12 protein-coding genes are annotated in these 15,676 nt (G+C 65.0%); 5 read left to right on the forward strand and 7 right to left on the reverse strand.

Annotation, left to right across the window (positions count from 1 at the left end; all coding sequences use genetic code 11):
• Positions 1–2: 2 nt before the first annotated feature.
• The 4 genes from LOZ77_RS17175 to LOZ77_RS17190 form a co-directional block, all read right to left on the reverse strand.
• The gene (locus tag LOZ77_RS17175; RefSeq protein ID WP_230280153.1) at positions 3–878 is read right to left on the reverse strand and encodes a F0F1 ATP synthase subunit gamma; all 876 of its coding nucleotides are present in this window, start codon (positions 876–878) and stop codon (positions 3–5) included.
• Positions 879–905: 27 nt separating this feature from the next.
• Positions 906–2,435 carry a F0F1 ATP synthase subunit alpha gene (atpA, locus tag LOZ77_RS17180; protein WP_230280154.1) on the reverse strand — a complete coding sequence of 510 codons (1,530 nt, stop codon included), beginning with the start codon at positions 2,433–2,435 and terminating at the stop codon, positions 906–908.
• Between the two features lie 51 nt (positions 2,436–2,486).
• A complete protein-coding gene (locus LOZ77_RS17185; RefSeq protein WP_230280155.1) occupies positions 2,487–3,041 on the reverse strand; it encodes a F0F1 ATP synthase subunit delta in 555 nt (184 codons plus the stop codon).
• A gap of 237 nt (positions 3,042–3,278) precedes the next feature.
• Positions 3,279–4,976: a S1C family serine protease gene (locus LOZ77_RS17190; RefSeq protein ID WP_230280156.1), complete on the reverse strand. Its 1,698-nt coding sequence runs from the start codon at positions 4,974–4,976 to the stop codon at positions 3,279–3,281.
• A gap of 139 nt (positions 4,977–5,115) precedes the next feature.
• Between LOZ77_RS17190 and LOZ77_RS17195 the strand changes: the two genes are divergently transcribed.
• On the forward strand, positions 5,116–6,186 hold the full coding sequence (locus LOZ77_RS17195) for a bifunctional transcriptional activator/DNA repair enzyme AdaA (protein WP_230280157.1): 1,071 nt from the start codon (positions 5,116–5,118) through the stop codon (positions 6,184–6,186).
• Here LOZ77_RS17195 and LOZ77_RS17200 read toward each other — a convergent pair whose 3' ends face one another.
• Positions 6,187–7,731 carry a lipopolysaccharide assembly protein LapB gene (locus tag LOZ77_RS17200; RefSeq protein WP_230280158.1) on the reverse strand — a complete coding sequence of 515 codons (1,545 nt, stop codon included), beginning with the start codon at positions 7,729–7,731 and terminating at the stop codon, positions 6,187–6,189.
• 207 nt (positions 7,732–7,938) lie between these two features.
• Here LOZ77_RS17200 and LOZ77_RS17205 point away from each other — a divergent pair, with 207 nt between their 5' ends.
• Positions 7,939–9,288, forward strand: coding sequence for an IS1380 family transposase (locus LOZ77_RS17205; RefSeq protein WP_169749280.1), 1,350 nt, complete (start codon positions 7,939–7,941; stop codon positions 9,286–9,288).
• Positions 9,289–9,509: 221 nt separating this feature from the next.
• Here the strand turns inward: LOZ77_RS17205 and LOZ77_RS17210 are convergent, their stop codons facing one another.
• A complete protein-coding gene (locus LOZ77_RS17210; protein WP_230281923.1) occupies positions 9,510–11,675 on the reverse strand; it encodes a primosomal protein N' in 2,166 nt (721 codons plus the stop codon).
• 58 nt (positions 11,676–11,733) lie between these two features.
• On the opposite strand from LOZ77_RS17210, the gene LOZ77_RS17215 reads away from it, so the two are divergent.
• Entirely contained in the window at positions 11,734–12,429 is a 696-nt protein-coding gene (locus LOZ77_RS17215; protein WP_230280159.1) for a DUF4197 domain-containing protein, read from the forward strand.
• 4 nt (positions 12,430–12,433) lie between these two features.
• Here the strand turns inward: LOZ77_RS17215 and LOZ77_RS17220 are convergent, their stop codons facing one another.
• On the reverse strand, positions 12,434–13,090 hold the full coding sequence (locus LOZ77_RS17220) for a DUF2490 domain-containing protein (RefSeq protein WP_230280160.1): 657 nt from the start codon (positions 13,088–13,090) through the stop codon (positions 12,434–12,436).
• A gap of 58 nt (positions 13,091–13,148) precedes the next feature.
• On the opposite strand from LOZ77_RS17220, the gene fsa reads away from it, so the two are divergent.
• Both fsa and cobT read left to right on the forward strand, forming a co-directional pair.
• Positions 13,149–13,802: a fructose-6-phosphate aldolase gene (gene fsa / locus LOZ77_RS17225; RefSeq protein ID WP_230280161.1), complete on the forward strand. Its 654-nt coding sequence runs from the start codon at positions 13,149–13,151 to the stop codon at positions 13,800–13,802.
• Positions 13,803–13,816: 14 nt separating this feature from the next.
• On the forward strand, positions 13,817–15,637 hold the full coding sequence (cobT, locus tag LOZ77_RS17230) for a cobaltochelatase subunit CobT (protein ID WP_230280162.1): 1,821 nt from the start codon (positions 13,817–13,819) through the stop codon (positions 15,635–15,637).
• The last annotated feature ends 39 nt before the right edge of the window (positions 15,638–15,676 follow it).

Here is a 15,676-nt window from a genome sequence, read left to right on the forward strand (position 1 = left end):
ACTTAGAGCGCTTCGGCGCCCGCGATAATTTCGATAAGTTCGGTGGTGATCGCCGCCTGACGGCTGCGGTTGTACTGGATCGTCAGCTTGTTGATCAGGTCGCCGGCATTGCGCGTGGCATTGTCCATCGCGGTCATCGACGCGCCCTGTTCCGACGCATTGTTCTCAAGCAGGGCCTTGAAGATCTGCGTCTTCAGATAGCGGGGGAGCAGCGCTTCGAGGATTTCTTCCTCGCCGGGCTCGTACTCCACTACCGCGTCGCTCTCGGCAGCAGCCCCCTCAGGAGCGGCGACCGGGATGATCTGCTGCTCGGTCGGAACCTGCGCCAATGCGCTCTGGAACCGCGAGTAGAACAGATGCGCCACGTCGAAACGGCCATCCTCGTACATGCCGACCAGCTCGTCCGCGATCTGCTCGGCCTCGTTAAAGCCGGCTTCGCGCACATGGGTCGTGTCGAACTGCACGCCGATCCGGTCGGGGTGGGTGCGGCGGATCACCGGACGGCCCTTGCGGCCGATCAGGTAGAACTCGACGTCCTTGCCCTCGGCCAGCAGCGCCTTTGCCTTGGCGAGTGCCGCCTTGACGATGTTCGAGTTGAACGCGCCCGCCAGACCCTTGTCCGAATTGGCGACGACCAGAAGATGCTTCTGGCTGGAGCCGGTGCCGGCCAGCAGCTTGGGTGCATTGTCGCTCTTGCCCACTTTCGTGGACAGGCTTGCCATCACGCCCGTCAGCCGTTCGGCATAGGGGCGCGCGGCTTCCGCCGCGGCCTGCGCCTTGCGCAGCTTCGCGGCGGCCACCATCTGCTTGGCCTTGGTGATCTTCTGGGTCGATTTGACCGAGTTGATCCGGCCCTTGAGTTCCTTCAGCGAGGCCATGACGGCTCCCTAGCTACCTCTTGGACCTTAGGCGAATTGCTTGGCAAAAGCCTGAAGCGCGGCGACGGTCTTGTCCTTCGTCTCGCCTTCGAACTTCTGCGTGGTGCGGATTTCGGCCAGCACGTCGGCGTGCTGCGAACGCATGAACGACAGCATTTCGGCTTCGTATTCAGTCACGCGGTCGACCGCGATGCCGTCGACATAGCCGTTGGTGCCCGCGAAGATCGACACGACCTGCTCTTCGAAAGGCAGGGGCGAGAACTGCGGCTGCTTCAGCAGCTCGGTCAGGCGCGCACCGCGGTTCAGCAGCTTTTGCGTCGAGGCGTCGAGGTCCGAACCGAACTGGGCGAAGGCCGCCATTTCGCGGTACTGCGCCAGCTCCAGCTTGATCGAACCGGCGACCTTCTTCATCGCCTTGGTCTGGGCCGAACCGCCCACACGCGACACCGACAGACCCACGTTGATCGCGGGACGGATGCCCTGGAAGAACAGGCCGGTTTCGAGGAAGATCTGGCCGTCGGTGATCGAGATCACATTGGTCGGAATATAGGCCGACACGTCGCCTGCCTGCGTTTCGATGATGGGAAGGGCGGTCAGCGAACCGGCGCCGTTTTCCTCGTTCATCTTGGCCGCACGCTCCAGCAGGCGGCTGTGCAGATAGAACACGTCGCCGGGGTAGGCTTCGCGGCCCGGAGGACGACGCAGCAGCAGCGACATCTGGCGATAGGCGACGGCCTGCTTGGAAAGGTCGTCATACACGATCACGGCGTGCATGCCGTTGTCGCGGAAGAATTCGCCCATCGCGCAGCCGGTATAGGGCGCGAGGAACTGCAGCGGGGCAGGCTCCGAAGCGGTAGCGGCGACGACGATCGAATATTCCATCGCGCCGTTTTCTTCGAGCTGGCGCACGATCTGCGCGACGGTCGAACGCTTCTGGCCGACGGCGACATAGATGCAGTACAGCTTCTTGCCTTCGTCGTCGCCCTGATTGACTTCCTTCTGGTTGATGAAGGTGTCGATGGCGACAGCGGTCTTGCCGGTCTGGCGGTCGCCGATGATCAGCTCGCGCTGGCCGCGGCCGACGGGGACGAGGGCGTCAACGGCTTTCAGGCCGGTCTGCACGGGTTCGTGCACCGATTTACGCGGGATGATGCCCGGTGCCTTCACTTCGACGCGCGAACGCTTGTCCGCGACGATCGGGCCCTTGCCGTCGATCGGGTTGCCCAGCGCGTCGACGACGCGGCCCAGCAGGCCCTTGCCGACGGGGACGTCCACGATGGTGCCGGTGCGCTTGACCTGGTCGCCTTCCTTGATGGCGGCGTCCGAGCCGAAGATCACGACGCCGACATTGTCAGCCTCAAGGTTGAGGGCCATGCCCTGCGTGCCGTCGGAGAATTCGACCATCTCACCAGCCTGAACCTTGTCGAGGCCGTGGATGCGGGCGATGCCGTCACCCACCGAGAGGACGGAACCGACCTCGCTTACCTGTGCTTCGGTGCCGAAGCTGGCAATCTGGTCCTTGATGACCTTCGAGATTTCTGCGGCGCGGATTTCCATGGATCTAAGTGCCTTTTCCTAAGGACCCCCAGTTCAAGCGAACAGGTCAGGTCAGCCCTTCATGGCCTGGGCGAGAGAGTTGAGACGGGTGCGGATCGAGCTGTCGATCTGGCGGCTGCCGATCTTTACGATCAGCCCGCCAAGGATCGAAGGATCGACCTCGGTACGAACTTTGACGTCGCGGCCTTCGCGCGCGGTCAGCTTTTGGGTCAGCGCCATCACCTGCGAATCGTCCAGCGGGTGGGCGCTGGTGACGTCGGCGGTCACTTCGCCGCGCTGGGCGGCGGCGATGGTGGCGAATGCGCGGATCATGTCCGGCAGGCTCGACAGGCGGCGGTTCTTGGCCAGCACGCCCAGGAAATTCTTGGTCAGCGGGGCAAGATGCAGGTGATCGGCCACGCCCGCAACGGCGGCGCCAGCCTGCTTGCGGCTGATTTCCGGGTCCTTCAGCAAGGCAGCAAGATCGGTCGATTCGGCAATCGCCGAACGCAACGTCTCAAGGTCGCCCTCGACCGCGGTAACCTGGTTCTCGTCCACTGCCAGTTCGAACAGTGCCGAGGCGTAGCGCCCCGCAAGACTGGCCGTGATGCCGCCCGTATTCTCCACGCTTGTCCTGTCCTCAATGCATGCCGTGAAACGGCCCTACCCCCGAACGCCTTGGCCATGCCCCCGCGCCGTCACGAATGATGTGTAGCGCAAATGCACGGCACGCTGGATGCGTCCGTTACGGCGGCGCGCCTAGCAATGAAACCGCGATATGACAACCGGCGCGCGGCGTGTTTTGGGGCGTAACCATACCAATTGGCGACGGCAAAGCCCCAACGCGCGTGGAAACGGCGCGTTTCAGCCGTTTTCGTCGCCCCCTGGAATTTCCGCCTTCGCGGATTCATCCTTCGCAGGAGCGATTTCGCCCGGTTCGCAGCGATAGACCAGCCGTTCGTTGGGTGTATCGGGCAGCAATTGGCGAATCGCTTGTTGCTGGTCACCCAGATCGCGTGCGGCATCGGGGCCTGCCCCGCAGGCCGGCGCCTGATAGGACCCGCGCGCTTCCCGCGCCGCGCCCATGGTATTGAGGTCGAGGAAATAGCGGTCGGTGCGCAGGCTGCGCGTTGCCGGATCATAGCGTGACACCGAAACCGTCTGTTCGCTGTCGGGCACCATGATTCGCGTCCAGCCATCGGACGAGATGCCATATTGCGTGCGCCCGTTGACGCAGCCTTCCGCGTCCCATTGCAGTTCGACATCATTGCTGTTCGACACGGTGACGCGGCTGCGGTCGGGCAGGAACCGGCAGATGAAACGGCCCTTGTCCATGCTGGCCGACGGGGTTTGCGTCTTGGCGGGGGCCGTCAGAATGGCGCGCTGCGCCTCGTCTCCGCGTTCGATCACGTCGCTGACCGACGGGCGCGCGATCCATGCGGCCAGCGCGGCCAGCAGGGAGAACACGGTGAAAGCACCGGCGGCCATCGCCTGTTCGCGGCGCTGGTTGTCGAGCAGATAGACGCCGCCAAGCCCGCCCATCATCGCGAACACCACCATCAGCCCGGCAAGGCCCATCAGCGTATCGCGCTCGTCAATGGCGTCCAGCTCGGCGCGGCGGGCGGATTTTTCGGCGGCCAGATTGCGTTCGGCAGAGGCGGCGGCAAGGCGGGCGCGCTGTTCGGCCTCTTCGCGCAGGGACCGCGCCGTTTCCTCGGCATCCAGATCGGCGAGCGATCGGCATTCGCTGGCGCTGGTGCGCGCGGTAACGCCCGCCGCGCGCAGGAACGGGGCCAGTTCGCGCATCGACACCGCGAAATAGAATTCCGAATCGCTGCCATTGTCGCTGATCGTGCCGAACGCGTTGACGCCGACCACGCGGCCGCAGGGATCGAGCAGCGGCCCGCCCGAATTGCCGACGCCGATCGCGGCCGTGTGCAGGATCGTATCGTAATCGGCCGACGAACGCCCCGCCGAAACCTGCCCGCGCGTCTTCACCGGCGGCTGCGGAGAGACAAGCCCGTTCAGGCCAAGACCCAGCGCCTGGTCGACATTGGCGGGATAGCCCACGGCATAGACGTCCTGCCCGTCCTCCACCCGACCCGAATAGAGCGTCGATACGGGAAGCGAGGCATCCTCGGTCAGTTCGACCAGCGCCAGATCGACATCGCCCGCCACGCGCACGATCCGCGCGAAATAGCCGGTGCGCCCCTGCGCGGGCACGATGCCGAGACGCAGCCGGTCATCCTCCAGCAAAGGGGCCAGCACATGCGCATTGGTGACGATCAGCTTGGGCGTGACGGCAAAGCCGGTGCCATGGCCGATGACGTCATAGCCCGACGAATCGCGCATCACAATCACCACGCGCACGACCGAGCGGGCGGCGGCATTGATGTCGGCGGTATCGGCGCGCGCGCTTTGCACGCCGCCCGGCAGCACCGTGCCCGCCAGCGCCAGCATCAGCGCAAGCGCCGTCACGCGCATGGCTGCGACCAGCCGCGCCGGTGCAGATAGCCCGCCCTGCGCGGTTCGATAGTGTTTCAGCATTCCGCCAACGTCCATGGCTGCGGGCCTTAGCGGGTTTCGACGGGGCATGGCAGGGGTTTTCGCCGTGATCCCACAGGGATTCTGGTCAAATCATTCCGGTTTGAAATCGGCTTTCGGGATGCGTCGCGCGGCGCAAGGGGGTAGAACCGCCGTCATGACCGATACAAGCCCCCTTTCTGTGCCCAAGGCCGAAGCGCTGGCCGCCTTTGCGCGGCGCGACAAGGATTATGACGGGCGCTTTGTCGTGGGGGTGCGCACGACCGGCATCTATTGCCGCCCCAGTTGCCCCGCGCGGCGGCCAAAGCCGGAAAACATGGCGCTCTATCCCGATATACCGGCGGCAAAGGCCGCAGGATTGCGCGCGTGCAAACGCTGCCTGCCCGACGATGCGATGGAGGATAAGGACGCGGTGCATGCCGCGCTGGCGGCGATCCGCGCACAGGGCGGGCCGGTGGCGATGGCTGTGCTGGCAGGGCGGACAGGCTATTCCCCCGATCATCTGCAGCGCATCTTCCGCCGCGCGACCGGCATCAGCCCTGCCGCCTATGGCCGCGCCCTGCGGCTGGAACGCGCGCGCGACGCGCTGGGAAAGGAAGCGAATGTGACCGATGCGATCCTTGGCGCGGGCTATGAAGCCCCCTCGCGCTTTTACGAAGACGCAAAAGGAAAGCTGGGCATGAGCCCGTCGGCATGGCAGCGCGGGGGAGAGGGCGTGACGATCCGCTGGGCGGTGGTGCCGACCGGCCTTGGCGACATGCTGGTCGCCGCGACCGACAAGGGCGTCTGCCGACTGTCTTTCAACGAAACTGCCGATGCGCTGGCCGAACGTTTCCCCAGGGCGCAACTGGCGCAGGGCGATGCCGCATTCGCCGCGCTGCTGGCGCGGGTGACGGCAGAGGTCGAGGCGCCGGGCAGCGATCCCGATATCCCGCTGGATGTGAAGGGCACTGCCTTTCAGGAACGCATCTGGGCCGAATTGCGCCGCATTCCCGCAGGCGAAACGCGCAGCTATGCCGAGCTTGCGGCGGCAGCCGGTCATCCAAGGGCCGTGCGCGCGGCAGGCAGTGCCAACGGGGCGAACAATGTGGCGGTTCTGATCCCCTGCCACCGCGTGGTACGCGCCGACGGCAGCGTGGGCGGCTATGCCTATGGACCCGAAATCAAAAGCGAATTGCTGAAGCGCGAAGGCGCGCGCCCCGCCAATGGGAGCGCGCGCAAAGGCTGATCAATCCTCGTCCTCTTCGGGATCTTCCCAACCCGGATGAAGCTCTTCCAAAGCCTTGGTCTTGTTGCCCGCCTCGATCTCCTCGACGCGTTCGGACAGACGTTCGACCGTGTCGCCGCCATGCGGGTTATAGACAATGGGACCCAGCACGGCGATCGCTTCCTTGTCACGGTTCTCGGTCAGCAATTGCCATGCCAGCGACTGGCGGATGCGGTCGTCGAACTTGGCCAGCGAATAGGCCCGCTCCAGCGCGATGATCGCGTCTTCGGGCGGGGTTTCGCCTGCCAGCACAAAGGAATGATAATATCCCGACAAGGCACGCGGATCGTTGGGATTGATCCGGTTTGCCGCGATATATTCGCTGCGCATCGTGGCATATTGCGCCGGATCGTCCTCTGCCCGTTCCTCGGCCACGCGGGCCAGATAGATATGGGCATCGACCGAATCGGCATCGATGGTCAGCATCCGGCGGGCCAGACCCGTCGCCTCGTCATAGTTCTCCGCGTCGAATTCGGCTTCCATCGCCATGCGAAGAACCGCCATGTTCTGCGGATAGCTTGCGATTAGCGTCCGCGCCTTGGGTACCAGAGACGCGGCCTCGTCCTCGTCCACTCCCACGCTCGACAGCATGTGAATATCCATCGCGGCGGCGGCGCCTGCGTCAAGCTGGCGGACCGAGGCGTCGGGCATTTCGAAATTGGCCAGCTTCACCTCGGTAATGCGGGCGCGGCCACGGCGATAGGAATCGAGTTCCTTTTCCAGCTTGTCGAGATCGCCGAACGCAGCCTTTGCCGCCTCGATCGGTTCCTCGCCGCGGTTCATCGCGGTCAGATATTGGGCCAGCTGGCCCGCGCGCGACGGTTCGATCGACAGATAGCTCGTCAGCAGCCAGCCATAGGAATAATCCTGATAGGCATCGAGGCCGGTCATATCCTCGTAATCGATGGGATCGAGCATTTTTTCGATCGGCTGGCTGTACCAGTACAGCATGGACGAGCGCGATTCGGGCGCGCGGCCGATGCGGAAACCGTCGTCGATCAGATCGACCGTGCCGAACAATTCGGCAAAGCCCTCGCTATACCAGCGCGGATAGGCGGCGGGGCTGTGCTGATACATGAAATAATGGGTGTATTCGTGGAACAGCACTTCGTTCGGCGGAATGCTTTCGCCGCCCTTGCGCGCGCCATAGGAGCCGCGCCGGCGCGGTTCGCGCAGCGGTACAAAGGCGACCGATCCGCCCGCACGGCTGATGAAAAAGCCCGCAACGCTGGTCGAATCGACCAGCCGCCCGATGTCGCGCGTGTCGCCGAACTGGAACACGCTCAATTTCTGGGCGTCGGTCATCGGCGCATTGTCCATCGCCACTCCGCGCATAAAGCGCAGGGCCGCGTCCAGACGTTCCATGTCGATGGCCAGTTGCTTGGCCGAATCCTCGCCGCCGGTGGAATAGATGTTGAAATGATCGGTGCTTGCGACCCACCAATCCTCTGCCTGCGCCGGAACGGCGGCCAGCATGGCCGCCGCGGCGATCAGTGTCCTTAGCATGTACAGTCCCTTTGGTTACTTCAGCCCCTTGATTAGAAAGGCACTGTGCACAGTCCGACAGGGGATTTGAAGCCTTTAACCCGTCTTATTCACGGGGTTGGCTACGAAGGGTTGGCGGGAGTGGCATAAGCCTCTGATCTGAATTAGGAACTGGGTGTCTACACCGGCCCTGCTGCAGGGCAGAAAATGCCACAGGCCACACCCGCCATGAACGACGATATCGCAAGCCCCTTCCGATTCCCAGCGGTCGACCGCAAGAAAGTCACAGCCGCGTTCGACGGTGGTCGGCTCACTTCGGACGGCGGCGTTCTGTTGCTGTCGCAGGCCGAGCGCGCGATGGGTATCTGCCAGCGGCTTGCGACTTGCATTGCCGATCCGCGCGATCCTGCGCGGGTGATCCATCGCCTCGACGACATCCTGCGTGCCCGCGTGTTCGCGATCGCCTGCGGCTATGAGGATGCCGACGATCTCGATGCCCTGCGCGACGATCCGGGCTTCCGCCTGGCCCTGGGCAAGCTGCCGGGATCGGGCGCGGGGCTGGCCAGCCAACCGACGATGAGCCGGTGGGAGAATGCACCGATCACGCGCGAGTTGGCGAAGATGCTGGCCGCGATGATCGACATCTACTGCGCCAGCTATCCGGCCCCGCCGGCGGCGGTGACGCTGGATATCGATGATACCTGCGATGTCGTCCATGGCTATCAGCAGTTGTCGTTCTGGAATGGTCATCATGGCGAGCGTTGCTTCCTGCCGATCCATGTCTACGACACCGCCACTGGCCGGCCGGTGGCGATGCTGCTGCGCACCGGCAAGACACCGTCTGGTGTTGAAGCTGCCGGTCACATCCGGCGCCTCGTGCGCCACATCCGCCGGCAATGGCCCGAAACGCACATCACCATCCGCGGCGACGGGCACTATGGGCGGCCCGAGGTCATGGCCGTCTGCGAGGGTTGCGGCGTCGACTACGTGTTCGGCCTGCCGACCAACGCCGTGCTACGCGCCGATCCCGAAATCGTCGTTGCCGCCGATGCCTGTGCGGTCAAACGCGCTCAGCGCCAGTACCCGGTCCTGCGCACCTATGCCGAGACCCGCTACGGGGCCAAAAGCTGGAAGTGCCAGCGCCGCGTCGTCGCCCGGATCGAGGCCAGTACGATGGGCATGGACATCCGCTATGTCGTCACTTCGCTGACCGAAGGCTCGGCCGAGCACATCTATGATACGCTCTACTGCGCGCGCGGTCAGGCCGAAAACCTGATCAAGCTGCACAAGACCCAGCTGGCCAGCGATCGCACCTCGTGCCGCTCTCCCAACGCCAATCAGATGCGCCTCATCCTGCACACCGCCGCATACTGGCTCCTGTGGCGCATTCAGCAGGAAATCCCCAAGGCAGCCTCGCTCGCGACCGCCGAGTTCGCAACGTTGCGCCTCAGGCTGCTCAAGGTCGCTGCCCGCGTCATTGAGAGCGCCACTCGCATCCGTGTCGCCTTCGCGTCAGCCTGTCCCGATGCCTCCGTTTTGAAAGCCATCGCCACCAATCTCAGGCCTGCACCTACTTAGGCGGTGCGGCTGTGCCGCCGAACTCCGAGCTCCATTCCATCAACCTCGAAAAGCCCATTGATCCTGACGCGGTGAAAAATGCCGTCGAAGACGCTCGCCCGGACTACGCCGCCAACGTCAGATCAAGGCCCATCCACTTCGCTGCTGCGGCCTCATGAATAAACCGGGTTAAGTTACCTCTGAAACGAGATTTCGCGCCATTTTCGCACGATTTCAGCTGTTCAGACGAAACTATAGGGGTCGATATCGACGCCGACGCGCACGCCTTGCGGGTGATCGATCGGGCCGAGCCATTCGCGGATCGTCTGCTGCAGCGCGGCGCTGCGGCGGGCATTGACCAGCAGGCGATAGCGATAGCGGCCGCGCAGCATCGACAGCGGCGCGGGGGCGGGGCCGAATACGGCGATATCGTCCAGCCGCGGCGCGCTGCCGCCGATCTTTCGGGCGGCTTCGGCGGCCTCGGCCTCGTCCTCGCTCGACACGATGATGGCGGCCCAGCGGCCGAATGGCGGCGCGCCCGCATGGCGGCGGGCATCGCTCTCGGCCTCGTAAAACGCATCGCGGTCATAGGCGGCGAGCGCGGCGATGACGGGCGCATCGGGATGGCGCGTCTGGATCAGCACTTCACCCGGCTTGGCGGCGCGGCCCGCGCGGCCCGCGACCTGCGCGATCTGCTGATAGCTGCGTTCGGCGGCGCGCAGATCGCCCCCTTCAAGGCCCAGATCGGCATCGATCACGCCCACAAGGGTCAGTTCGGGGAAGTGATAGCCCTTGGTCACCAGCTGCGTGCCGACGATCACGTCGATTTCGCCCGCTTGCGCCGCATCGACGAATTCCCCGATCTTGTCCGGGCTGGAAAGCGTGTCCGACGTGACGACGGCGGTGCGGGCGTCGGGGAATATCTCGGCCACCTCGTCCGCGATGCGTTCGACGCCGGGTCCGCAGGCGGCAAGGCAATCGCTCTCACCGCATTCGGGGCAGGCTTCGGGGCTTTTCACCTGATGCCCGCAATGGTGGCAGGCAAGGCGGCGGGTCAGGCGATGTTCGACCAGCCATGCCGAGCAATTGGGGCATTGGAAGCGATAGCCACACTGGCGGCACAAGGTCAGCGGCGCATAGCCCCGCCGGTTGAGGAACAGCAGCGCCTGTTCGCTGCGCTTCAGCCGCTCCTCGATGGCCGTCACCAGCGAGGGCGCGATCCAGCGGCCGCGCGGGGGGCTTTCCTCGCGCAGGTCGACGATGCGGATATCGGGCAGTACCGCGCCGCCGAAACGGGCGGGCAGGTCGATTTTCTCATACACCCCCGCCTCGGCCATTTGCAGGCTTTCCAATGCGGGCGTCGCGCTGGCGAGAATGGCGGGAATATTTTCGAACCGCGCGCGCATCACGGCCACATCGCGCGCATTATAACGCACGCCATCGTCCTGCTTGAAGCTGATCTCGTGCGCTTCGTCGACGACGATCAGGCCAAGGTCGGCAAACGGCAGGAACAGCGCCGACCGCGCGCCGACCACCACGCTGGCGCCGCCTTCGGACACTTGCCGCCATGCGCGGCGGCGGTCCGACTGTTTCTGCGCGCTGTGCCAGACGGTGGGGGCCACGCCGAAACGCGCCTCGAACCGTTTCAGGAAATTCTGCGTCAGCGCGATTTCGGGCAGCAGCACCAGCACCTGCCGTCCCAGCCGCAAGGCTTCGGCCACCCCTTCGAAATAGGTTTCGGTCTTGCCCGATCCGGTCACCCCGTCCAGCAGCATGGGGGCGAATTTGCGGGCGCGCACCGCGTCGATGAAACGGTCGGCGGCCGCCTGTTGCCCGTCCGACAGATCGGGCGGGGCGTGATCGGGACGGGGCGCATCGAAGGGCCGGTCGATGGCGACCTCGACCGCTTCCAGACACCCGGCATTGACCAGCCCGCGCAGGACCGCTTCGGATACGCCCGCAAGGTCCGCCAGCTCGCGGATCGTGCCTTGCTCTCCGTCCAGCGCCGACAGTGCCGCATCGCGCTGCGGGGTCATGCGCGGCGGCTCTTCGCCGGTCAGCCGGTATTCGGTGATCGTGCCGCCCCCGCGCAGCGCGGCGCTGGACGACAGTGCCATGCGCGCGACGCTGGCCATCGAGGCGCAGTAATAATCCGCCGTCCATTCGATCAGCCGCCGCAGCGGGGCGCGCAGCGGTTCCACCGGCAATGCGCCCAGCAGCGGGCGCAGGCGCGAATCCGGAACCTCTGTCCCGGGCAGTCGTTCGCTTTCCCACACGATGCCAGTCACTTGCCGTGGCCCCAGCGGCGCGACGACCACGCTGCCGGCTTCCAGTGCCATGCCATCGGGCACGCGGTAATCCAGCGGACCCAATGCGGCATTCATGACGAGGAGACGGACGCGGTTCATCTTGCCACCCATATGGCGGCTGCCGCGCCCCGATGACAGGGCCATAGAGGAATTGAATATGGATAAAGCCGCCCATCCGCCTGTGAATTTCGCCCATCGCCGCCGCTTTCTGGGCCTTGCCGCCCTGGGCGCAGGGGCACTGACGCTATCGGGCTGCGCGACCTATGGCGGGTTCAGCTATACCGAGGCGATCCGCCGCCTGCTGACCGTCGCGTCGCAGGATGCGTTCGAACAATTGCTGGCACCCGACGGATTTTACGACACGCAGCTGGCGCGGCTGGCGGTGGACGACGCGCTGGCGGGGCGGGGCGGGGCGATCGCCTCCATCCTCGGATCGACCATCGTGCGCGAACGCATGATGCGCGAATTCAACAGCATCGCGGCCGAAGGCGCCTATCGCGCGGCGCCCGTGGTGGCCGATACGGTGCGGGTGATCGGCATCCAGAACGCCGCCGCGCTGATCGCCGGCGGGCCGACCGCCGCGACCGGATTCCTGCGCCAGAACATGGGCCAGCAACTGATCGAGGTGATGCTGCCCGAAGTGTCCGATGCGCTGCGCGTGGTGAACGATCCGGTGCTGGGCCCCGCCTTGTCGCAACTGGCGGGCGTCGATCTGTCGGGCGTGGCGGGTTCGCTGACCCGGCGGACCGAGGATGCGATCTGGACCGCCATCGGCCAGCGGGAAAGCGCCATCCGCGCCGATCCCTATGCCACCAACGATCCGTTGCTGATCGGCGCGTTCGGGATGCGGTGACCGGTCAGAACCGCCGCAAGACCGAGATTTGCGGCACATGGGCCAGCACATTGGGTTCGTCGGCGACGGGGTGATAGATCAGCAGATAGCCCGCCGTCGCCTCGATCCCGCGGCCCAGTTCGCGGGTGACGGCGATATTGGCGCGCAGCTGGTCGGTCCCCGTATCGCCGCCCTGCCGTTTGTTGCGCAGGCGCAGCAGCCATTCGCCCGATGCGGCCAGCCGCGTTTTCGGGTCCAGCCGCCAGCTATGCTGGATCCGTTCGCGCAGCCGCAATTCGGCGCGGTCGCCATCGTCGAAAAACCGCTGTTCGAACTGGCTGCGCAGCGCAAAGCCGCGCCGGGCCAGCGTGACGCGTTCGAAAAGGCGCCATTCGACCACTCCGCCGGTTTCGAAATGCGCCACCCCGCCGCCCAGCCGCACCAGCGGGGTCAGGGTGGTATCGGCGCTGGCGCGGATCAGGAACTGGTCGTCGCCCGATGCATCGTCGCGCAGCCGGTATCCGATATCCGCCACCAGCGGCGTATCGGGCGCAACGGCGGTTTCGGCGCTGGCCATGGTCCACAGCTGGAACTCCTGCTCTTCCGCAACGGCGCTCGCCGGTTGCAAAAGGGCGGACAGGGCGGCAATGCGGACCGCACAGACGAACAGGGCGCGACTCATGTTTGCCCCCATAACCCCGTGGCGCATTCAAAAGCGCGGAAGAAATGGACCTTTCCCGATGAAATTCTTCGCCGACACTGCCGATACCGCCGAAATCGCCGAGCTGGCCGCGACCGGCCTGCTGGATGGCGTGACCACCAACCCCAGCCTGATCGCCAAGTCGGGCCGCGATTTCATGGAAGTGACGAAGGAAATCTGCGGACTGACCGACGGGCCGGTCAGCGCCGAAGTCGTCGCTCTCGACCATGAAACGATGATGAAAGAGGCCGAGGTGCTGCGCAAGATCGCGGATAATGTCTGCATCAAGGTGCCGCTGACCATCGACGGTCTGAAAACCTGCCGCGCGCTGACGAATGACGGCACGCAGGTCAATGTCACGCTTTGCTTCTCGGCCAATCAGGCGCTTTTGGCGGCCAAGGCGGGGGCGACTTTCGTGTCGCCTTTCATCGGTCGGCATGATGATAATGGTTTCGACGGGATGGAACTGATCGCTGATATTCGCGAGATTTATAACAATTATGCGTTCGGGACTGAAATCCTCGCGGCCTCAATCCGGCATCCGACTCATGTTCTCCAATGCGCGCGCATCGGCGCCGATGTCGGCACCATGCCGCCCAAGGTGATCAAGGCGCTGGCCAATCACGTTCTGACCGACAAGGGCATCGAAGGTTTCATGAAGGACTGGGCCGCAACCGGCCAATCGATCCTGTAAGGCGGAAGGCCCTTTTGGCAGAAGAATCGAATCTCGACCGTTTTCGCGCCGCATTGACCGGCACGGCCCGCGCCGTGGCCGAGGATGCGGAGATCGAAGTCAGCTGGACGTCGGACACCCCCGCGCAAGTGGGGAACAGCGTCCGCGTGCCGATGCCGGGCCGCAAGCTGGAGGCTGGCCCCGTTGCCATTGCGCGCGGGGTGGCCGACAGCTTTGCCCTGAAACAGCGGCACCACAACAGCGCGCTGCACAACCGGATGCGCCCGTCTGACGCGCTGGCGCGGCAGGCGTTCGATGCGGTCGAACAGGTCCGCTGGGAAGCCATCGGCGCCAACGCCATGACGGGCACGCGCGCCAATCTGGCCGCTGCGCTGGATAAAAGGCTGGCGGCGGATTCGATCACCCGCGCCGACCGGGCAGAGGATGTGCCCATCGCCACCGCGCTCGCCTTGATGCTGCGCGAACATCTGACGGGTCAGGCCGCGCCCGAAGCGGCGCAGGACGGGCTTGCCCTGCGGCGCGAGGCGATTGCGGCCGCCATCGGCGACGATTTCGACCGGCTGGCCGATGTGCTGAACGACCAGAAGGCATTCCAGAAGGGCGCGCTCGACCTGCTCCGCCATCTGGAAATGGTCGAGCTGGACATGCAATCCGAACAGGAGATCGACGAAGGCGACGAGCCCGAGGGCGAGGACGGCGATCAGGACGACAGCCCCGAGGAAGAGCAACCCTCGGACGAGAAATCAAACCCCGTCGATGCCGCTGCCGAACCGCAGGACAGCGAGGGCGAGAACGACGGTGAGGACGAGGGCGAGTTCGACGCCGACGGCGAATTCGATCCGGGCGAGGATGCCGAGGAAGGCATGATGCCCGTGCGGCCCAACCGCCCATGGACCGATCTGCCCGACGATTTCGATTACAAGGCGTTCACCGACGATTTCGACGAGATCATCGGCGCAGCCGATCTGTGCGACGAGGAAGAGCTGACGCGGCTGCGCACCTATCTCGACGCGCAGCTAAAGGGCTTGCAGGGCGTGGTGACGAAGCTCGCCAACCGGTTGCAGCGCCGCCTGATGGCGCAGCAGAACCGGTCGTGGGACTTCGATCAGGAAGAAGGGCTGCTCGATGCTGCCCGTCTGGCGCGGGTTGTGATCTCGCCCGGATCGTCGCTCAGCTACAAGATCGAGCGGGATCAGGAATTCAAGGACACGGTCGTCACCCTGCTGATCGACAATTCGGGGTCGATGCGCGGGCGGCCGATCTCCATCGCCGCGATCAGCGCCGACGTGCTGGCCCGCACGCTGGAACGCTGCGGTGTGAAGACCGAAATCCTCGGCTTTACCACCCGCGCGTGGAAGGGCGGGCAAAGCCGCGAGCAATGGCTGTCGAGGGGCAAGCCCGAAAATCCGGGCCGCCTCAACGATCTTCGCCATATCGTTTACAAGCAGGCGGACGAGCCATGGCGGCGCGCGCGTCGCAATCTGGGCCTGATGATGCGCGAAGGGCTGCTGAAGGAAAACATCGACGGCGAGGCCTTGATGTGGGCGCATGCGCGCCTGCTGGCGCGGCCCGAGGATCGCCGCATCCTGATGGTGATTTCCGATGGCGCGCCGGTCGACGATTCCACCCTGTCGGTCAACAGCGCCGGCTATCTGGAAGCGCATCTGCGCAAGGTGATCGAGTGGATCGAGAGGAAATCGCCGGTCGAGTTGATGGCGATCGGCATCGGCCACGATGTCACCCGCTATTACCGCCGCGCCGTCACGATCATGGATGCCGAACAACTGGGCGGCACCATGATCGAGCAATTGGCGGGCCTGTTCGAAGGCGATTAGGCGCAGGTCGGGCTGATCGGGCCGGTCGGGCCGGTCGGC

The organism is Croceicoccus sp. Ery15, from assembly GCF_020985305.1.
GTDB lineage: Bacteria > Pseudomonadota > Alphaproteobacteria > Sphingomonadales > Sphingomonadaceae > Croceicoccus.